A 20,869-nucleotide genomic window follows, 5' to 3' on the forward strand; every position below is an offset into this window, starting at 1 on the left:
TTCGTAGATCAATCACATAAACAACGCATTCCCACCCGTAGCGGCGACAACGCGTCCTGCTGTGGATAGGGTCTGGCTTCTGAACACCTGTACGGAGCCTCACCATGTTCCAAGCCTACGCCGCCCCTGCCGCTAAAGCCGCTTTTGAGCCTCATGCGTTTGACCCCGGCGACCTTCGTCCTGGGGAGGTCGAGATTGATGTCACCGCCTGCGGGATTTGTCACTCCGATCTCTCGATGCTTGATAACGAGTGGGGCATGACCGCCTACCCGTTCGTCGGTGGGCACGAGGTCGCTGGACGCATCGCCAAGCTCGCTGATGACGTGCCGGGTCTCAAGGTCGGTCAAACCGTCGGCCTCGGCTGGTTCTCTCGCTCGTGCATGCACTGCAATCAGTGCATGGGCGGCGACCACAACCTCTGCCCGACTGTGGAGGGGACTATCCTCGGCCGCCACGGCGGATTCGCCGACAAAGTCCGTGCCCACTGGTCTTGGGTCACCCCCCTGCCCGATGGGCTCGACCCGATCGCCGCTGGCCCGCTGTTCTGCGGGGGCATCACGGTCTATAACCCAATCGAACAGTTCGGCGTGATGCCCACCGACCGTGTCGGCGTCATCGGCATCGGCGGACTCGGGCACCTCGCCCTCCAGTTCCTGAGCAAGTGGGGCTGTGAGGTGATGGCGTTCACTTCGTCCGAAGCCAAGGCTCAGGAAGCCCGCGATCTAGGCGCGCATCACATTGTCAACTCTCGCGACCCCGACGCTATCAAGAAGATCGAGGGTTCTCTCAACTTCATCCTCTCCACAGTCAACGTCACGCTCGACTGGCCGACGTACCTGTCCGCTCTCGCCCCCAAAGGTCGGCTGCACGTCGTCGGGGCCGCGCCGGACATCACTCTCCCCGTCTTCCCGATGCTTCTTGGCCAGAAATCCCTGAGCGGCTCGCCACTCGGCAGCCCGGGGACAACCCGACGCATGATCGACTTCTGCGCCCGCCACGACATCGCTCCGGTCATCGAGACCTTCCCGATGGACAAGATCAACGACGCGTTTGAGAAACTCCGCTCGGGTTCGCCACGCTACCGACTTGTGTTGACCCGCTGAATCCTCACATTCCTCTTTCCCAGTGTGACAGGCCGAGAAAATTCTGTAACGCCCGCTGGCTAGCTCCAGTGGGTGTGCTATTCATTGGCTAACTTCACTAATGATTGTGTCAAGTTGTGGACTCTGGAGGAGTGAGAGAACAATGCTGAACCGCACCATCCTTTTTATGTTCGTCACAGCTGCTCTGTCGAGTGCTTCACTGGCTTCAGCCGGCGTCATCGCGGCGAACTTTGACCCCGAGACCGTCGATGTCAACGCGATGAGCTACATCCGCCCGACAAACTCATACTTCATCGGTGCTCACGAGGACTCACTGGGCACCTCCACCACCAAGCCCATCTGGACTACCACCATCTTCTTCTCGCCCGACATGGACGAGACCATGGGCCGTGTCTCCATCGCGCTCCGCGCCCGCCAGCAGCGCGATGTGCGTCTCGAACTGCTCGACACCAATGGCAGCTTCGATCCCAACGCCTTCCTTGCGCCCGACGCCGCCAACACCTTCACCTTCCTCGGTAAGGCCGTCATCCCCGCCGCCGAGGTGACCACCGGACACACCATCCTCGACTTCGACTTCGATCCCATCCCACTCGATGACCAGCGTGTCTACGCCCTCAAGCTCACCATGGACGCCGTGGGCGGCCCCTGGTCCGCCGGTTCCTTCGACTGGCTCGGGGTTCTCGGCGACGCCGTCCCCTTCCTCCTCGATTCAGCCCACCATGTCCCCGCCAACTCGGTCGTCCCCGACGGCACCTACGGCGCGCCCAGCTTCGGCGTCTACTCCTTCGGCACCCTCTCCAAAGGCTCGTTTAACATCGGACCCTCCTTCTCCGTCGAAACCCCCGTCCCCGAACCTGCCAGCGTCGCCCTCATCGCCCTCGGCGCCACCCTGATCGCCAGACGCTCCAACTAAATCACGACACCACCCCCCAAGCAAGCGTGCGCATCCTCAGCGTGCGCCCGCTTGGCTATCAGTCAGATCCCACACAAACTCACCACGACCACGCCACAGGCTCCCACTCGTAACCCGCGCCCATTGCGCGAACATGACCGACGGCCGGGAAGGGTAGGTGCGCGCCAGCGATCATCAGCTTCTCGACAGCGACACGATCCAGCGTCTGCTGCCGAGTCTGCACCGCCTGATTGGGGTCGGTGTCGAACGCGACATGCCACGTCGGATTCGCCATCTGGATCTTGGCGTTGTGCATCAGGTCGGAGACGTACAGCAGGGTTTCACCACCTGAATCGATCATCACGCCCAAGTGTCCCGGCGTGTGTCCAGGCAGCGCTATCGTGGAGATGCCGGGCACCACCTCACCGCCCGGACGCACGCGCACCAGTCGGTCGCCGGCATTCGCCACCGACTGGCGAGCCAGGTCCTTGAAGAAGTCCCACATGTTCGGATCGATCGATGACTGGCTCAGGTCCGCTTCCCCGGTCCAGAAATCGACCTCTGCGCCCGCGACCACGTACTGCGCCTCCGGGAACGTGGCCGCCCCTTCTCCGCCAACGATCCCGCCGATGTGGTCAACGTGCAGGTGCGTGAGGATGACGGTCGTCACCTCCTGAGGCTTGACGCCGAAGTGCCCAAGGTTCTTCACCAGGGAACCGGCGGTAGGGCCAAAGTTGTTCCCACAACCGGTATCGATCAGCACGACGCCTTCTGCCGTCTTGACCACCAGCCCGTGAATATGACACTGCATGGCCGCCGGGTCAGCGAAGTTCCGACGCGCATGCTCCGCCACAACCTCCTCCGGCTGATTGGCACCAAACACCGAGGCTGGCGCCACAAAACCCCCATCGGCGATCAAACCAACCTCAAGATCGCCCACCATGAATCGATAGAAGCCAGCGCCCTGTGGCATCGACTCAACCGGCGCTTGAGCCGGAGGGGCAGCCACCACCTCACCTTCCTGAGCCAGCACCCTGGATCCGCCTACTCCCATCCCTGCCAGCCCAATCGCGCCAGCCTTAAATAGCTCACGCCGACTCAACCAATCATGCTTCGACTGCTTCGGGATCATCACCAGACTCCTTGTTCAACCGGGCTCCAGACTGTCAACCATCGCAGTGGTACGCTACGCCAGTGTCGCACGAAACCAGGAGGCCTGCCATGCGTATCGGGATCCCCAAAGAGATCAAACCCCAGGAAAACCGCATCTCGACTGTTCCCATGACCGTCGCTGAACTCGTCCGCCGCGGGCACGAGGTGGTCGTCGAGCACAACGCCGGAGCCCGCTGCGGCTTCTTCGATGACGCTTTCGAGCAAGCCGGAGCGACCATCCTTCCTGATGCCGATTCCGTCTTCCACCACGCCGAGATGATTATCAAGGTCAAAGAACCCCAACCCATCGAGATCAAGCGTCTCCGCCCGGATCACATCCTGTTCACCTACCTCCACCTCGCCGCCGACAAACAGCTCACCGAATCCCTCGTCGCCACCGGCTGCACCGCCATCGCCTACGAAACCGTTTCGGTCAACGGCAAGCTGCCCATGCTCGAACCGATGTCCGAGGTCGCGGGTCGGATGTCCGCCATCTACGGCGCCGCCATGCTCGCCAAACACCACGAAGGCTCGGGCGTCCTTCTCCCGGGCGTTCCCGGTGTCCCCGCAGGCAAGGTCATGGTCATCGGCGGCGGAACCGCGGGGCTCAACGCTGCCAAAATCGCCCTCGGACTCGACGCCGAAGTCACCATCCTCGATGTCAACGCCGAACGACTCCGGTACCTCGACATCGCACTCCCAGGCGTGCGCACTCTCTACTCCACACCCGAAAATATCGAAGCCCTGCTGCCGGACACGGACCTGGTCATCGGTGCCGTCCTCGTGCCCGGTGCCGCAGCGCCCAAACTCATCCGACGCCACCACCTCAAGCTCATGAAGCCCGGGAGCGTGGTCGTCGACATTGCTGTCGATCAGGGCGGCTGCTGCGAGACCACCCGGCCGACCACCCACCAGGACCCTGTCTACCTCGAAGAAGGCATCGTCCACTACTGCGTTGCCAACATGCCCGGCGCCTTCTCCCGCACGTCTACGGAGGCCCTCTCCAACGCCACCCGCCCCTGGACTCTGCTGCTCGCTGACCGGGGCGTCGCAAGTGCCTGCAACCACCGTATCGAACTCTGGGACGGCATCAATACCGCCAAGGGCAAACTGACCTGCGTCCCCGTGGCTGAAGCCCACGGCCTCGAAGCCCGTGAACCCCAAGACATTCTCGCCGCTCAGGCATCGCCATGAGTGTGAAGAACCACCCGGTCACGGTTCTCTGGTTGGGCCACATCGTTCCGGTGGTGATCGTCCTGCTGATGATCGTCAATGTGATCCGGGGCGAGATCTATTTCCCAGCAGAAGGGAACCCCCTATTACTGCTGCTTGATGTCTGGACGTTCACCGGTCTCTGGCACGTCTCAGGGGGCCTGCTGATGAAAGGCGCCCTCGCCGGCATACTCATCGGCGAGTTCAAGTACCGTAACCACGACGCCACCTCCAACCTCGGTGCGATCGTCATCCAGGCAGGCCTCGCCGGGTTTTTCATCGGGGCGGTCGTGTTCTTTATAGGTTTTCTCTGAGTCAGCGCGGACGAATAATCCATCCATCTCACCAGTTACCCCTTACGATGACACCAGAACGGATTCACCCCCGGGAGCAAACCCATGACCCGCATTCTCGCCCTCGCAGCTGCCCTGCTTTTTACCGCCCTACCGGCCCTCGCCCAGAACGCCCCCCACCCGTTGCTCGGTAAACCCGCCCCCGGCTTTACCCTCCCTAATCTCGAAGGCAATCCGGTCCGACTCAACCAACTCAAGGGCCAGGTCGTCATCCTCGACTTCTGGGCCACCTGGTGCGGGCCGTGCGTCGTTGCCATGCCAGAAATCCAGAAGCTCCACAGCAAGTACGCGGACCAAGGCGTCAAGATCATTGGCGTCAACATGGGCGAAGATCGCGCGACCGCTAAACGGTTTGTTGATCAGCGAGAACTCAGCTTCGAGTTCGTCCTTGACGAAAAAAAAGTGCTCTGGGATCGCTACCGACTCGAAGCCTTGCCTCATCTTGTCATCATCGACCAACAAGGTGTGATCCAGGCCGTCCACATTGGGTACAACCCGGTTCATAGCCCCGTGATCTACGCCCGCGAGATCGAAACCCTGCTCGCGGGCCAATCTCTGGTTCAAGCCAGCGCAGCACTCCCCACCGATGCCGCTAAAACCCGCACCCGGATTCTCGAACCGGTCAACCCCGACACGCTCACCAAGCAAGCTCCGATCCATCGCACCGAAGAGGCCTGGATCCCCGCCCCGCAGCCCGGCGGGTGGTTCGATCACCCTCGCGCTGGCAAGACCCTCGCCCTCATCGGCGAACGCAACCAGGTCATCATCACCGCCCAGACCCCCGAGGGCATCAAGGCCAACACCCTCCCGCTGAATCTCCCCGCCGATGACACCCTGATCGACTTCGCCATCTCCCCAATGGACAACGGCATGGCTCTCGCCGCCGCGACAGCAGAACTCGATCTCGATGGCAGCGCGATCAGGATGCATCTCTCCGCCTACAACAACCAGGCCAACGCGTCTTGGTCCGCCGACATCGCCACCGCGGGTAAAACCATCCCCGACTTCACCCTCCGCTTCGCCCAGCTAAGCACTGATGACAAACGGTACCTTGTCATCCTCGCCGACTACAGTCGCGCCGAACAGGCGGGTCACCTCCGACGACACGCCCCCGAACTCGACGCCGTGATCAACGATGTCGGCTCTGCTCGACTGCTGACGATCTACGACTTCGACAACGGCGACGTCGTCTATCGCGGATGGGTCCCCGGACCCTCACACGGCGCGGGCTTCCACGTCCTCCCCGGCGACGACACCACGCCCGACCAACTGCTCATCGCCAACTCCGATGGCCTGGTCCCCTTCGCCATCGCCCAACCCATCGCCGCCGCCCGATAGCAACACGCTCCCCTGAACACCACGCAGGCCCGAGACGCCCACCAGCTGTCGGGCCTATGCTTTGCGATCATTCCCGATGACCCCGGAGCCAGTAAGAACCTCATGGACACCTTTGAAGCCATCTATCAGCGTCGCGCCATCAAAAGCTTCGACCCCAATCACGACATGACCGACGCTGAGGAACTCAAGCTCCTCGAAGCCGCGGCCCAGTCGCCCACCTCGTTCAACATGCAGAACTGGCGGTTCGTCGTCGTCCGAGACCGCGAACTCCGCCAGCAGATCCAGGCCGCCGCATGGGGACAGGCCCAGGTCACCGAAGCCTCAATCCTCGTCATCATCTGCGCCGACCTGCATGCCTGGGACCGCGAGCCCGGCCGCTACTGGCGTGATGCCCCCGTGCCCGCTCAGAAACAGCTCGTCCCCATGATCAAGCCCTTCTACCAGAACAACCCCCAACTCCAACGCGACGAGGCCATGCGCTCCGCGGGCATCGGCGGGATGACCCTCATGGTCGCCGCCAAGGCCATGGGCTACGACTCCTGTCCCATGATTGGCTTCGATCCGATCAAGGTCGCCGAACTGATCAACCTCCCCGAACACCACGTCATCGGCATGCTCCTGCCCATCGGCAAAGCCCTCAAACCCGCTTGGCCCAAGCCCGGGCAACTCCCCATTGACGAGGTTGTCATCCGCGACCGGTTCTAGGCAAAGCCGCGTCTTACTTCGGACGTGACAACCCCATCACCAGGGGAATCGACACCAGCGACAACCCCGCGACCACGCCGAACCCCAAGCCGTACCCATAAGCCCCTGCCAACATCCCCGCCAGCGCCACCGCCCACATCTCGCACAGATTCGTGGCGCTCATGTATGCGCTAAACTGCGTGCCGCCGACGCGTGGGTCGGCGAGGTCCATAAACATCGCGTAACTCGCCGAGGTCAGCGATCCCAACGCCAGAAACACTGGCAACGCCGCCGACATCAAACCCACCCCGCGAACGCCAGACCGATCCACCACCACCAGCAACATCACCGCAGCGAGAATCATCACCACCGAACTGATGACCAGCCGCCGATGACCCATACGGTCAGCCAGTATCCCGCCGATCAGCGAACCTACGACCATGCACCCCACCACTGGCAACGCCCTAAACGCTCCGATCGACTCTGCCTCGACCCCGCGCTCCACGAGCATCGGACCGATCAAACCTCCCACCGCCTCGAACCCCGCCCCCGCTGTCATCGCCACCCCAAGACCCAGCCAGAGTGACTGCTTCCGGATCACAAGACTCAGAGCACCCACGGTTGACCACAATCGAGCGCCCACACCACGCAGACCCTCACTCGATCCCTGAGCTGGCACCAGCCACACCAGCGTCATCGAGAACCAGATACAGCCGATCAACGCCACCACCACGCCCTGTGGCCCGATGTAGCGTTCAGCCCAAAGCGACAAGCCCCCGAACACCGACCGCGCCGCGAGCATCCCGGCTTGCATCCAACCCGTCGCGGTCCCCCGCTCAGCCTCGGGAAGCACCCGGATCGCCAGCGCATCAATCCCCACATCCTGCGTTGCCGCGGCAACAGCATGCGTCATCAGCAGCAGGCCCCCCAACCACAGCAGGTCCTCCAGAGGAAACACCGCCAGCGGAACCAGAGCCAGGCCCATGACAACCTGGGCGAGCGTGATCGACGCACGCAACCCCCATCGAGGGCCCTGCAGCGCGTCCACCACCGGTGCCCAAAGAAACTTCAGCACCCAAGGCAGCGTCAAAGCCGCCATGATCGCCGACACACGCTCCACCCCCATGCCTGCTTCGCTCAGGCGTACCGGCATCGCCCACCACAGGTAGCCGATTGGCGCGCCCTCACTGAAATACAGCACCGTAAACAGCAGCCGACGACCCCAGGTGCTCTCCGTCAGCCAAGGGCCCACCGCGTCAGATACTCACTTCGCCAAGGTCCGGGTCCTGGTAACGAATCGAGTACAGGTCCGCCCGACGATCCGTCCAAGGCCGCACCGTCCCATCCACACGGTTGCGCCTGGTCAACTCCAGGTCCACATCGTGAACCACCACCGTCTCGATGTTCGGCATGCTCTCCGACGCCACCGCGTCGCGGGCAAACGGAAAATCCGAGGGCGTGAGCACCGCACACTGCGCGTAGTGCATGTCAGCGTTGTCAACAAAAGGCATCATCCCCGCGCAACCGGCGATCGCGACATACACCTGATTCTCGATCGCCCGCGCCTGCGCACAATGCCTCACACGCAAGTAGCTGTACCGCTCGTCCGTGTTGAACGGCACGAAAATGATCTGCGCCCCTCGGGCGACCGCGATCCGAGCCAACTCCGGGAACTCAGCGTCGTAGCAGATCAAAATGGCGATCTTGCCTCGATCCGTATCGAATACACGCACCTGGTTCCCCGCCTTCACGCCCCACCACTTCGCCTCATTAGGCGTCACGTGGATCTTGTACTGCTTGTCGATCGTCCCGTCCCGCCTGAACAGATACGACACGTTGAACAGGTCATCGCCCTCCACGGCGAACTGCGACCCGCCCACGATGTTGACGTTAAACCGAACGGCCAGGTCATTGAACAGTTCCAGATACTCCGGCGTGTACTCCGCCAGCTTTCTTGCCGCCTCCGCAGGGCGCTTCGCATCAATCAACGCCAGCAACTGCGTCGTGAACAACTCCGGAAACAGCAGAAAATCACTCTTGTAATCCGACCCCACATCCACGATGAACTCACACTGCTTCACAAACTCGTCGAAGCTGGCGATCCGACGCATCATGTACTGCACCAGACACAGCCGTACCCGCGTCACCGCCTGGAACCGACGCTTGCGATCAGGGACATGGTCCAGATTCACCCACTCCAGAAAGGTTGCATAACCCGCCGAAGCCGAGTCCCCCGGCAGGTAATCAGGAATCAGGCCCCGTAACGAGAAACCGTTCGAGAACTGCACGGTCAGCACGGGGTCGAACAGCTTCTTCGCAACCACCCGCTCGACGTACTCAGACGCAGAGATCTTGTCCTTGTGCTTTCCGTAGCCTGGAATACGCCCCGCGATGATCGATCGCTTGAGGTTGCGATCACGAGCCAGCTCTTTCCTGCCGTTGTACAAGCGCCGCGCCAGCTTCAAACCACGGAAATCCGGGTCCACCATGATCTCGATGCCATAGAGTGTGTCCCCGTTCTCATCGTGATTGCGGATATACCCCCCGCCCGCGATCTCCATCCAGTTATGCCAGTCCTCGTATTCATCGAAGTCCACGATCAGACTACTCGAGGACGCCACGATCTGCCCCTCATACTCGAGACACATCTGACCATCGGGAAAGATCTTCACCATGCTCTCGATCTGATCCCGCTTCCACGTCGACATCCCCGGGAAACACCGCTCCTGCATCTTCAGAAGTTCGTCAAAGTCATCCTCCCGAAGCCGGCGCAGCTCGATCTTGGTCTCAAACTCCGCCAGATCGATCGGCGCCTGCATCTCACCCTCTGTCTGATCTTCAAAGTCTTCCATGGCATGATCTTAGACGCAGACCCACCCTCTCCGCCATCGACCCCTGGAGAACCGAACACCCCCAACCGCTGGAAAGCCCCAATAACAAAGCCAAAGCCTCACTGTCACGATAGATACAAGCATTTCTTATACGCCATCATCTCATGACTCAGTCTCTGCCCACAGGATCCAGAGAATCCAAGCGTAATCACACACCAGACAACGTCGCATGCGGTCGGGAGAAGGGCACCCCGCCAACGCCATGCACTGACTGATCCAAGGCCCTAAGAGCAAGAGGAAAGAGCTATGTCACGCACGCACACCATCAGCCTGATCGCCGCACTCACCGCGGGGCCCCTCGTTGGCACCGCCGTCGCCACGATCCCCTACACGCCTGTCGCCCTGCCTCCCGGTGCCTTCCCCGCCGTCGGCGCGGGCGTCATCACCCCTGATCTCGTCTTCGGCAAGGAATACTCCTCCGACATCGACACCAATACCCTGGGCGTGGGCGGACTCGCCGATCCCGAGCAGATCATCGCTTGGGACGGCCTCGGCGGGACCGCTGATGGCGTCGATTACACAGCCAGCCGCGGACCTCAGTTCCCCCGTGAACAGCAGGTCGATGCCACCGCCAACCACGCCGACGCCCTCTTCCGTCAGCACTACAACTCCGCTGACCGATCCTTCTCCGATCGGGCTCACCTCATCTTCTCCATCGACGACACCGTCGCACGATACGTCCCAACCCCAGGCGGACCACCCCTGGGCATCCTTGAGCAACCCTCCACCGTCGCCCTGATCCCCGCATCAGGCCCCGTCCTGCTCTCCAACGGCAACACCATCGGCGGCTCAGGCGACATCTCCATCGAAGAGGCCGGTGCCTTCGCCGCGCCCAGCACGCAGGGACTCTGGGCTCCAGCTCTCACCGTCAACGGCATGCCAGCACCCAAAGACGTCGATGGCGTCGAAGTCTGGGGACCTGAACCCGCTCTCACCGCTGACGCCGACAAGTACTCCCTCGATGTCGATGTCACCACTGGCAGCATCTCAGTCTGGAACTACGACGCCGGCACCAACACCAGCACCCCGTACATCCCCCACGCCATGATCGTCAGTGCCGTCACAGCACTCCTCGGCCCTATACCTGCAACCGCCAGCGCCTCGAATACCCCCAACTTCCCGGGCATCGAAGCCATCAATCTCGACGCCCTCATGGTCCGTGATGTCGCAGGCGAAGATGATGTGTTCAACACCTTCGAGAACTCTGATGCTGCGCTCGACGCCATCATCTTCAGCATCCGTCAGATCGTCGATCCCGCCGACTCCGATGGCTTCTACGCCACCGGCTCCGAGCTTTTCGTTCTCGACGGAACAGGTTTCTCTACCTACCTCCGCCATGGCGGACACACCTGGGACCACACCTACGCCCTGACCAACCTCGCGATCCTCGGCACCCCCGACGATAGCCTCGCCTACATCGACATCAACGCCATCGAGGCCATCGGTGAACTCGTCGACGTCCCCGAACCCGCCTCCGCCGCACTCCTCGCCCTCAGCGGACTCCTCGCCACACGACAACGCACCGCCTGATCAACCCCAACCCAAAAGGCCCGCCCTCGAAAGAGGACGGGCCTTCTTCTTGCGCATCAACCCCGCCCTACTCCACCCGGTGGCTGTACCGGTCCCGACGCTCCACCCCGAACTGATCCATGTGGCGCACCTCCAGCAGATGCGTCCCCGGCAGCAGACCCGCCGGCAACTCAGCCTTCCACAGGTGATACGACGTCTGCGGCCGAGGCGACACCCCGCCCGGACGCACCTCACCCGGGATCGCCGCCTCACCGTTACGCACCGACACGTACAACGGGTCCAGTTCCTCCGTGTACGCCATCGCCATCCACCCCGTCGCCGCGCGACCCGTCACCACCGCCGGCACGATCCGCACCTCCACCACGTCACCCTTTATCCCGTTGAACACGTTCGCATACAGCACCCCGCCCCCACCCTCACCCTCGACCACATGCAGCGTCATCTGATGATCCGCCGGCCGCCGCGCCGCCCGGAACTCCGTCCGGTACCGGTTCCCGTCAAAGTGAATCAGCGTGTAACCGTTCGGCGCACCGTCCCGCATCGTCGTGTGCGGAACACCCTCCTCATCCCGCAGACCCCCGTACCACGAACCCGACACCGTCACGAAGTTCCCGTGATGATGCGGCGCCGCCGCATGACGCTCCGAATCGTGCAGCACGTGCTGATTCAGCCGGCCCATCTCCGGATCCGGCGCATACCCTTGCTCCGCACCAAAGTGCCAGTGCTTCTGATAATGCGTGTGACCCGAGATGCTCAGCGTGTGCGGGTGGCTCGACAGAATCTCCAGCAGCCGACGCGTCTCCGGGATCTCATGCTGACCGTCCGCCGAGTTCAGCGGGATGTGCATCGCCAGCACCACCAGCTCGTCCTTCGGCACCACCGCCAGATAGTTCTCGAGGAACGTCAGCTGATCCTCCCGGAAATGCCCCTGATAGTTGTTCGTCACAGGACGCCTCGCCGTCGGCCAGTCCGGATGATCACCCTGCCGATACCCCGCGAAACCGTTCCACTTCACGTTGTCCAGCACGATCATGTGCACCCGGCCGTACTGCACCGCGTACGTCAGCGGGCCGAACACCCGCTCATACGTCTCGTCCGAATAACGATCCGGATCCGCCTCCGTCGCCGGCGTCCCCCCCGACATGAAGTTCATGTCATGGTTTCCCAGCACGTTGTACCAGGGGATCCCGAACAGAGCCTGCGCCTCGTTCAGCGGGCCGAACAGATCCAGGTTGTCGCCCACCAGATCCCCAAGACTGATCCCGAACACCGCCCCGTTCGTGATCCCCTCCGCGTTCACCAGCGGGTCCACCACCTCCCGACGAAACCAGTCGATCTGCGCCAGGTTGTACGGCTGAGGATCACCGAACGCGATCACCGTGAAACGATCCGACTCCTCCACCTCACGCAGCGCAAACTGGATCACCTCCGGCAGCTCACCCGTCGGGTCCACGCCCTCGAAGATAAAACCCTCATCCGGCGACCCCGCCGGCTTGTGCACGTAATACCCCCTCGGCAGATTCAGCCCGTCCAGCACCACCTGGTACCCCGCCGGCTTCACCACAAACACGATCGCGTCCGCTGCATCAATCTCCAGCTCCCAACCCCCGTCATCACCCGTCAGCACCACCGCACGACCATCGCTCACCGCCACCCCCGGCAGCCCCTCTTCACCCGCCTGCCGCACCCCGTCCCCGTTCCGATCGTGAAACACCACCCCCCGCGCCGTCACCGTATCACCCACCGAAACCGAAGCCAGCCCGAGCACCACCAGCACCGACACCATCCAGCTGCGCATCGCATCACTCCGCCAAAGACCATGAAGTCAGAAACTCGACCCCACCAGACTACGGTCTTTCCCCCGACTTTGTGTCAGCCAATCTTGAGCCGGACGCCACACCACCCCCCAACACACCACGGATGCGACGCGCTTCAGCGTGTGCTCTGCCGCCCAGCCACGGCGAGACGCAGGGGCGTTCTTCAGCTAGAACAGAGCCCAAGCGCCCCACGAGAAGTCCTCAATGACACACGCCCTCATCGTGCTCATCTGCCTCATCGGTACGGCATGGCTGGCAGCCGGCCTGATGAGAAAAAAACGGCGAGCCCTGGGCATCACCGCCTGGATTCTCTTTGGCTTTCTCCTGCTGGAAGCCATCGCGCAGACGCTCGCGATCCTCTGCTAGCTCACTCCACCCCCACACCCGCCTCCACCGCACTCCTCGCCCTCGGTGGACTCCTCGCCACACGACGACGCACCGCCTGATCAACCCCAACCCAAAAGGCCCGCCCTCGAAAGAGGACGGGCCTTCTTTGTGTCTGAATGAACGCGGCCCTTACCCCGCCTCTACTTCCGCCGATTCTTCCTCAGCCTTCAAAGCGTCGTACCGCTCGATACAAGCCATGATCTCCGCCCGGGCCTTGTCCTCGCCCTCCCACCCCAGCGTCCGGACCTCCCCGCCCTCGAGCTGCTTGTAGGTCGCGAAGAAGTGCTCGACCTCCCGGAGGAAGTGAGGCGGAACCCGCCACAGCCCGTTGTACTCGGCAAAGATCGGGTCGGTATCCGGCACCGCGAGGACCTTATAGTCGTTGTCCCCCTTGTCGGTCATCTTGAACAACCCCAACGGCCGAGCCTCGATCAAACAACCCGAAAACGTCGGCTCGTTCACCATCACCAGAATGTCCAGCGGGTCACCATCCTCCGCATGGGTCTGCGGGATGATCCCGTAGTCGCCCGGGTAGTGCGCCGACGAATACAGATATCGGTCCAGCTTGATGATCCCTGTCTGCTTATCAATCTCGAACTTCGACCGCCTCCCCTTGGGGATCTCGACGATCGCGTTGATCTTGTCAGGCGGGTTCGACCCCGGCGGGACCATCATGTAACGGTTCGGCAGCAACTCCATCACCAAAACTCCTCTTGATCCCACGATCATACGAGGTGGAGGTGAAGCGAGCCACACACCACACGCTAACCATCATCATCATCGAGACACGGACGTTTCTCCCATCCGCCCCGTGCCCCTACATTCGGCATATCCGGCAGACATCTGAAGGCCGAAACTCAGGCAACATCCTTCTCAACAGGCTCGGCCTTCTCCGCCCCCTCATTCCCTGGCTCATCCTCATCACCCTTGAGCATCGCCGCCAGCCGATTCCGCAGCCGCGAGCCCCCTGGCATCGCCGGTCCCGCAGGCTTGACCCGGTCCGCCGACTTCTCGGGCTTGGGCAGCGCCCCTCGCTTAGGCGTCGTCTCAGCGGTCACGCGATCCGGAGTCGCCGTGGCTTCCACCACGACCTCATCCGTCTCCATGGGCACAGCCACGGCGTCACGCTCCTGGCGCTCAGCGTCACGCACCGCGTCCGCCGAGATCGCGCCATCCGACCCGACCTGATCGAAGCTCACCGCCACCCGTTTGCTGACCCCACGCTCCTGCATCGTGATGCCATACAGCGTGTCACACGCCCGCATCGTCCGCTTGTGGTGCGTGATCACAATAAAGTGCGACCGATCCAGAAAGCTCTTGACCACGTTGGTAAACCGCTCGACGTTCGCCTCGTCCAGCGCCGCATCGACTTCGTCCAGAATCGCGTAAGGCGAAGGCCGCGTCTTGAAGATCGCCATCAGCAGCGCCACCGCCGTCATCGTCTTCTCGCCACCCGAAAGCTGACTCAGCGCCCTCGGCTCCTTGCCGGGGGGCTTGGCCATGATCTCAATACCCGACTCGAGCACGTCGATCTTCCCGTCCTCATCCGCCACCAGGAATAGGTCCGCCTTGCCTCCACCAAACAGCTTCCGGAACATCCCGTCCTGACCGGCAAAGTGTTCGCGCACCGTGTCAAAGGTCTTCTCGAACCGAACCCGCGAATCGATGTTGATCCGCTCGATCAGGTCCTCCAGCCGCGCCCGCGCCGACTCAATATCCTTCACCTGATCCGCCAGCTCATCGTGACGGCCCTCAAGCTGCTCCAGCTCGTGGATCGCCTCAAGGTTCACGTTCCCCAGCCGCATGATCTTCTCTTTCAACTCGTTGATCCGAGCCTCCACCGTGGTCCGGTCGATCGCAAACGGCTCGGCGACGTCAGCCTCAGCATCACCCTCGGCTTCCGCAGCACCGTCGGCTATAGCGGGGGGCGGCCAGGGGGATTCGCCACGCATCACGCTGCGGACCGCTTCCGAATACGCCCGCTCAACATCGAGTTCCAGTTGCTCTCGGCCGCGCGCTATCAGGGCTTCGAGTTTGACCTCGGCCTCACGCTTGGCGACCTCCTCTGAGTGCAGCGCCTTATCCGCCGTCTCGACGGCACTCCGAACCCCTCGTACCGAGGCTTTCACTTCAGCCGCCGCTTGCTCCGCTGCATCCGCCGCAGCACGCGCCTCGCCAACCGCAGCGACCATCGACGCCGCGCGATCTTTCTCCACCTCTGCGTCAGCCCGAGCCTTCTCGGCTTCCCGCCGGGTCTCACCCAAGCGTGACTCATGGCCTCGCAGCCGCTCACCCGCGATCGACGCCTCACGCTCCAACTCCGCCGCCGCCTGCTCCGCAGCACGCAGCAACCGCTCGGCTGAAACAATCTGCTCCTTCAATCGCTCTGCATCAACATGCAACGATCGAGCCTGCGCCTGCGCCTCCTCCACCGCCTGCTCCAGCGTCGGCAGCTCCGTCGCCGCAACCTCAAGCTGCTGCTCGGCCTCCGCCACCTTCCCACGCAGCCCCTCAAGATCACCCTTAGCCGTCTCGATCTCAGCCCCCGCCGCCGCGACCTGAGCCTCAAGCTGCTCTCGCTCACTCACGATCCTCGGCAGCTCCTGATCCAGCTCCGACAGCCGCTTCCCCTCCGTCTCGATCTGACCCGCTAGCTTCACCGCACGGCCATCCAACCCATACAACCGCTCACGAACCTCCCCGCTCAGACGCGCCAGCGACTCCGCCTGCTCCGAGGCATCCTTGAGCCGAGCGCTCTCACGATCGATCGTCTCATTGAGCGCCTCGATCGCTGTGACCAGCTCGGCCAGTTCCGTCTTGCGTTCAAGGAGCCCAAGCCCCGCCTCATGACCGGAAGGCCCCAGCCGCAGCGAGCCGTCGCTATCAAGCACCAGACCCTCAGCCGTCACGATGCGCACCGACCGCCCCGCCACCATCCGGACCAACTCCCCTCGCTCAAGGTCCTCAACGAGAATCGTGTTCCCCAGCAGACGACGGACCAAGGGCTTCACCGCATCCGGCGCATCGACCAAGTCCCCCAGACACAGCCCTGGCGCCTCGGTCGCAAAGCCCTCAGCGACATCCGCCGCAGACACCAGCGTCACCGATCCCTCGAGCCCGCCGAGCCAACCCCAATCCTCATGTTCCCGACGGGTTGATACCGGCCGATCCAGCACAATCGACTGACCCAGATCACCCAGCGCCGCATCCACAGCCTTCGCATAACGACGGTCCGTCGAGATCAACTCCGCGAGCAGCCCCACCACCTGCCCATCAAGCACCGTCGCGCCCTCCGCCGCACGCCCCAGCACCGCCTGCACTGCCTGACCGATGCCCTCGCGCTTATCACGCATCTCCTCCAGCACACCCCGACGTGACGCCAGCGACGACCGCCGCTCACGGTGCTCAGCCAGCGTCGCCGTCAAGCCCTGAATATCCCGCCCGAACCGCTCACCCTCCGCCTCTAGCCCGGTCAGTTGCTCTCGTAAACCGCCCCGCTCAAGCTCGACCGACTCGAGTTCAATCTTCCTTGATGCCAGCGTCTGATCTAGCTCATCCCGCTTGCCACGCCGATCCGACTCCTGCCCCACTAGCTTCTCGATCGAGTGCCCCAGACTCGACATGAATCGCTCGTGCGAAGCGATCTCGTTCTCTCGTCGCGATACCCCCCGAAGCAGCTCGTGAATCTCCGCCTTATGCCGATCCAGACCGCTGCGATGCGCCTGCAACGACTCCGCCGCCTCACGCCTCGCATCGTCCGCCGCCTCGGCCCGAGCCGCCAGCCCCCCATGCTCATCACGCAACCCGGTGAGTTGGCCGCGCGTCGTCTCAATCCGATCCTTCGCTTGGTCCTGTCGACTCTCGAAACCCTCCAGCCGGTGGCGCTCTTCCTCAATCCGCGACAACAGCGTCTCCGCCGCCCGCTCGGCATACGTCGCCCGCTCCAACGCCTGCTTCGCGGCCGCCTCGGCCGACATCCGCTCGCGCTCCTTGGCCTCCGCCGTCGCCCGTGTCGCCGTCTGATCAATCTCCGCATCCGACACCGCCTGCTCGGCCTCAGCCAGCTTCGCCCCCGCCGATCGCCGCGCCGCCTCCGCCGCATCCACCCGCTCACTCACCGCTTCCAACTCGGCCCGCAACGCGTGATACCGGCAGATCACCTCGCGCCGCTGCAACGCATCAAGCTCGGTCTTGAGCGTCTGGAAACTCCGCGCCCGTGCCGCCTGGAGCTTGACACTCCGAAGCCGCCGCTCCGTCTCCTCCAGCCGTGTCCGGCACAGAGCCAGGTTCTGCTCGGCCCGCTCCAGCCGCCGCTGCGCCTCTTTCCGCCGCGCCTTGAACCGCGACACCCCCGCAGCCTCCTCAAAAATCAGCCGACGCTCGCTCGCATTCGCGTCGAGCATCCGCGCCACCTTCCCCTGCTCGATCACCGAGTACGCATCGGTCCCAACACCCGTGTCCATGAACAGCTCGCGCACATCACGCAACCGCACCCGCTTGCCGTTCACCAGGTACTCACTCGTCCCGTCCCGATACAACTGCCGCGTAACGTCCACGACCTCCGCATCAATCCCCAACCACCGCCGCAGGCCCGACGCCGCCACCGACACCCCCGCGTTCGACGACTCAGCCTCTGCCGCCCCCTCATCAACCTCAGCATGGCCCTCCGCGTGCGCCGCTAGATCGTCCAGGGTCTCCAACTCCAACGCGTCCGCAGCTTCCTCACGCACCGGGTTCTCGAACGTCAGCGTCACACTCGCCAGACCCGAGGGCTTGCGCCCCGCCGACCCGTTGAAAATCACGTCCGCCATCGCCCCGCCACGAAGACTCTTGGCCGACTGCTCCCCCAGCACCCACTTGATCGCATCCACGATGTTCGATTTGCCGCAGCCGTTGGGCCCCACCACCCCGACCATCGGCTCGTCAAAACGTATCTCCGTCTTGTCCGCGAACGACTTGAAACCAGCCAGCGTGACCTTCTGCAGCCTCATCGACAGACCTCCATGTCCAGAGACGCAGCAAGCACGTCCCATCTCGGCTCAATCAGTCGGCTCCGCCGACATTCACCATTCATCGTCCGGCCACCCGGCTGCTGTCCACTATACCGCCACCCCCACCATCTCCCGAAGCCGTCCGCGGACGACCCTCCGCCGAACCCCGCATCTGCTCGATCAACTCAGATAAGGGACTACGCCGCAGCCGGAAATCCGATTCAAAAATCCCCGCAGCCCGCAACTCATACACCGCGTCCACCGTCTGACCATACGACAGATCAAAACCCTCCTGCGGACGATCCAGTGTCGGCTGATGCGCCAACACATACGTTAACTCCGTCAGGTTCGGCGACATCTCCAGCGTCCGACTCCGCACCCCGCGACCCTGATACAACACCGCCATCGGACCCCCGCCCTCCACCTTCACCATCAACCGACCATTCCACACCCGAGCCAACGCCCCCGGCGGCACCGGGATCGGCCCGCCGAAGTAAACCACCCGCGGAACCTGATCGAACGTCACATACACCAGCGGGCGCTCCGCTGGCACCTGGTCAATCAACATCTTCAGCCCACGCTCACCAAACACGGGAATCCGATCGATCACCGGATCGCCCGCCAGCGTCATCGCCTCATAAGCCGCCACCCGCACCAACTCGTCCGGATCATTCAGCAACCGCCGCAATGCCCGCCCCGCCTCGAGATTCTCCCCCAGCAACGACAGCGACCGCGCAACGCTCAGCTTTGTGCTTGAATCAGCCCCCGCGATCGCCTCAGACAGAAAACGCGCCGCGCGACCATCATCTAACCCCGCTCCCGCCTCCAACGCCGACAAGCGCACCAGCTCGTTCTCGTGGTCATACAACCCTCGCAGCGCCGGTAACACCCCACGCCCAAGCGCCTGCCACGCCGCCACGATCAATCGCTCATCCTCAGGATGCCCCGCTAGCCGCTCGGCCAGCGCCAGCGTCGTGCGCTCATCAAACCCCGAGCCCCGCTGCGTGTACAGGAGCAACGCCTGCTCCAAAAAACGCTCCGGCTGATTCTGCCAGTAACCCGGCACACGAACCCGGATCAGCGAATCCGACATCGGCCGCGCCGTATCCAACCGATCCGACGGAGCCTTCGGGAAACGCTCGTTGATCCGGTCCGCGATCAACCGACTCCGCTGCCAGCTCGGCTGGAACAACACCAACTCCAACACACGGTCCGCCGTCACACGACCCCCAGCGACCAGCAACGCCTGACGACGTGCCGTCACCTCACCCTCCAACTCAACCTCGTCCGACGGCTCGACAAACACCGCCCCACTTGCCTCAGCCACCGGCGCGACATACCGCAGATTCGGGTCCAACGGGCCCGGAGCCAGGTCCACCGTCCACACATCTCCGCCCTCAAGACTGATCGTCTGCGAATCCACCGCCGACACGAGGACATCAAACCGCTCACCCCGCGACACCCCCGCAGGGATCAACCCCTCCAACGCCACCACCGCCGTGTCACGATCAAACAGCACCTGCTCAGGATTCGGCATCCCTCGCTTGCGCATCTCGTTGATCAGATAAGTCCGGATGAACGACGGCACCTCCGACGACCCCGTCCCCTCAAGATTCACCATCAACCCATACCCCGACACCAGCATCGGCTCGCCATTGCGAAGCGACGCCATACTCCCCACCGTCCCCCGCAACCACGTTGGACCCCGGAACGCCTCCACCGGAAACGTCAACGGCTCATCAAAAGACGGGTCCTCACCCCCTCGACACCCCGACAGCACCGCCCCCAATCCCAGCACAACTACAGACACGACCATCAGAACACTGAACGAAGTTCCTGGCGGGGAGGAGGGCATAACACACCATTCTCCCTGACTCCGCCCCACGGTCAAGGCTCCCCCCGCTTTCCCGTACACTCCGCCCATGGAGACCGACCTCGAATCCATCCTGATCACCCAGGACCAGATCGCCCACCGCCTCGATGAACTCGCCAGGCAGATGGTCGCCGACCTCCCCGTCGAGGACGGCCAGCCCGCCGAACTCGCCCTCATCCCCATCATGACCGGGGCCCTGGTCTTCACCGCCGACCTCATCCGCCGCATCCCCACCATGCTCCGCCTCTACACCGTCGCCATCGCCTCCTATGGCGGGGCAACCACCCCCGGTCAAGCCAAAATGAACCGCGGCCTCACCTCGCTCCCCAAAGACCTCACCGGCCGCCACGTCGTTCTTGTCGATGACATCCTCGACTCAGGCCAGACCATCTCCATGGCCCAGGACCACGTCCGAGCCCTCAATCCCGCCTCCCTCAAAACCTGCGTCCTCCTCCGCAAGCCCACCGATGCGGCCCGAAACGTCCCCGCCGAATACGTCGGCTTCGACATCCCCGACCGCTTCGTCGTCGGCTACGGACTCGATCTGGCAGGCTATTACCGCAATCTGCCGATGATCGCTGTGCCACGACCCGAAGTCATCCACCGCCACACCGGCGACCAGGCCGCCCGACTCTGACACCCCATC

At 63.1% G+C, this 20,869-nt stretch carries 16 protein-coding genes; 9 read left to right on the forward strand and 7 right to left on the reverse strand.

Annotated elements, in window-relative coordinates; all coding sequences use genetic code 11:
- Positions 1–104 precede the first annotated feature (104 nt).
- Both RIG82_05420 and RIG82_05425 read left to right on the forward strand, forming a co-directional pair.
- A complete protein-coding gene (locus RIG82_05420; GenBank protein MEQ9460371.1) occupies positions 105–1,103 on the forward strand; it encodes an NAD(P)-dependent alcohol dehydrogenase in 999 nt (332 codons plus the stop codon).
- A 166-nt stretch (positions 1,104–1,269) separates the two neighbouring features.
- Positions 1,270–2,016, forward strand: coding sequence for a PEP-CTERM sorting domain-containing protein (locus tag RIG82_05425; GenBank protein MEQ9460372.1), 747 nt, complete (start codon positions 1,270–1,272; stop codon positions 2,014–2,016).
- A 79-nt stretch (positions 2,017–2,095) separates the two neighbouring features.
- Here the strand turns inward: RIG82_05425 and RIG82_05430 are convergent, their stop codons facing one another.
- Positions 2,096–3,127 (reverse strand): MBL fold metallo-hydrolase, encoded by a 1,032-nt coding sequence (locus tag RIG82_05430; GenBank protein ID MEQ9460373.1) that lies wholly within the window; start codon positions 3,125–3,127, stop codon positions 2,096–2,098.
- A gap of 89 nt (positions 3,128–3,216) precedes the next feature.
- On the opposite strand from RIG82_05430, the gene ald reads away from it, so the two are divergent.
- From ald to RIG82_05450, 4 genes are all read left to right on the forward strand, one after another.
- The gene (gene ald, locus RIG82_05435; GenBank protein ID MEQ9460374.1) at positions 3,217–4,341 is read left to right on the forward strand and encodes an alanine dehydrogenase; all 1,125 of its coding nucleotides are present in this window, start codon (positions 3,217–3,219) and stop codon (positions 4,339–4,341) included.
- On the forward strand, positions 4,338–4,673 hold the full coding sequence (locus RIG82_05440) for a hypothetical protein (GenBank protein MEQ9460375.1): 336 nt from the start codon (positions 4,338–4,340) through the stop codon (positions 4,671–4,673). The genes ald and RIG82_05440 overlap by 4 nt, the downstream gene beginning before the upstream one ends.
- An 84-nt stretch (positions 4,674–4,757) precedes the next feature.
- Positions 4,758–6,050: a TlpA disulfide reductase family protein gene (locus RIG82_05445; GenBank protein MEQ9460376.1), complete on the forward strand. Its 1,293-nt coding sequence runs from the start codon at positions 4,758–4,760 to the stop codon at positions 6,048–6,050.
- 102 nt (positions 6,051–6,152) lie between these two features.
- Positions 6,153–6,755, forward strand: coding sequence for a nitroreductase family protein (locus tag RIG82_05450; protein MEQ9460377.1), 603 nt, complete (start codon positions 6,153–6,155; stop codon positions 6,753–6,755).
- 13 nt (positions 6,756–6,768) lie between these two features.
- Here RIG82_05450 and RIG82_05455 read toward each other — a convergent pair whose 3' ends face one another.
- A complete protein-coding gene (locus tag RIG82_05455; GenBank protein MEQ9460378.1) occupies positions 6,769–7,986 on the reverse strand; it encodes an MFS transporter in 1,218 nt (405 codons plus the stop codon).
- A gap of 4 nt (positions 7,987–7,990) precedes the next feature.
- The gene (locus RIG82_05460; GenBank protein ID MEQ9460379.1) at positions 7,991–9,586 is read right to left on the reverse strand and encodes a GNAT family N-acetyltransferase; all 1,596 of its coding nucleotides are present in this window, start codon (positions 9,584–9,586) and stop codon (positions 7,991–7,993) included.
- 285 nt (positions 9,587–9,871) lie between these two features.
- Between RIG82_05460 and RIG82_05465 the strand changes: the two genes are divergently transcribed.
- Positions 9,872–11,155, forward strand: coding sequence for a hypothetical protein (locus RIG82_05465; protein ID MEQ9460380.1), 1,284 nt, complete (start codon positions 9,872–9,874; stop codon positions 11,153–11,155).
- A 67-nt stretch (positions 11,156–11,222) separates the two neighbouring features.
- Here RIG82_05465 and RIG82_05470 read toward each other — a convergent pair whose 3' ends face one another.
- A complete protein-coding gene (locus RIG82_05470; GenBank protein ID MEQ9460381.1) occupies positions 11,223–12,953 on the reverse strand; it encodes a calcineurin-like phosphoesterase family protein in 1,731 nt (576 codons plus the stop codon).
- Between the two features lie 223 nt (positions 12,954–13,176).
- On the opposite strand from RIG82_05470, the gene RIG82_05475 reads away from it, so the two are divergent.
- A complete protein-coding gene (locus RIG82_05475; protein ID MEQ9460382.1) occupies positions 13,177–13,338 on the forward strand; it encodes a hypothetical protein in 162 nt (53 codons plus the stop codon).
- Positions 13,339–13,488: 150 nt separating this feature from the next.
- On the opposite strand, the gene RIG82_05480 is transcribed toward RIG82_05475, so the two are convergent.
- The 3 genes from RIG82_05480 to RIG82_05490 form a co-directional block, all read right to left on the reverse strand.
- Positions 13,489–14,058 carry an inorganic diphosphatase gene (locus RIG82_05480; protein ID MEQ9460383.1) on the reverse strand — a complete coding sequence of 190 codons (570 nt, stop codon included), beginning with the start codon at positions 14,056–14,058 and terminating at the stop codon, positions 13,489–13,491.
- 158 nt (positions 14,059–14,216) lie between these two features.
- Positions 14,217–18,350: a chromosome segregation protein SMC gene (gene smc / locus RIG82_05485; GenBank protein ID MEQ9460384.1), complete on the reverse strand. Its 4,134-nt coding sequence runs from the start codon at positions 18,348–18,350 to the stop codon at positions 14,217–14,219.
- Positions 18,351–18,429: 79 nt separating this feature from the next.
- Positions 18,430–20,166, reverse strand: coding sequence for a flagellar basal body P-ring protein FlgI (locus RIG82_05490; protein ID MEQ9460385.1), 1,737 nt, complete (start codon positions 20,164–20,166; stop codon positions 18,430–18,432).
- A gap of 106 nt (positions 20,167–20,272) precedes the next feature.
- On the opposite strand from RIG82_05490, the gene RIG82_05495 reads away from it, so the two are divergent.
- On the forward strand, positions 20,273–20,860 hold the full coding sequence (locus RIG82_05495; protein MEQ9460386.1) for a phosphoribosyltransferase family protein: 588 nt from the start codon (positions 20,273–20,275) through the stop codon (positions 20,858–20,860).
- Positions 20,861–20,869: the final 9 nt, after the last annotated feature.

It is taken from the genome of Phycisphaeraceae bacterium (assembly GCA_040222855.1).
Taxonomy (GTDB): domain Bacteria; phylum Planctomycetota; class Phycisphaerae; order Phycisphaerales; family Phycisphaeraceae; genus Mucisphaera.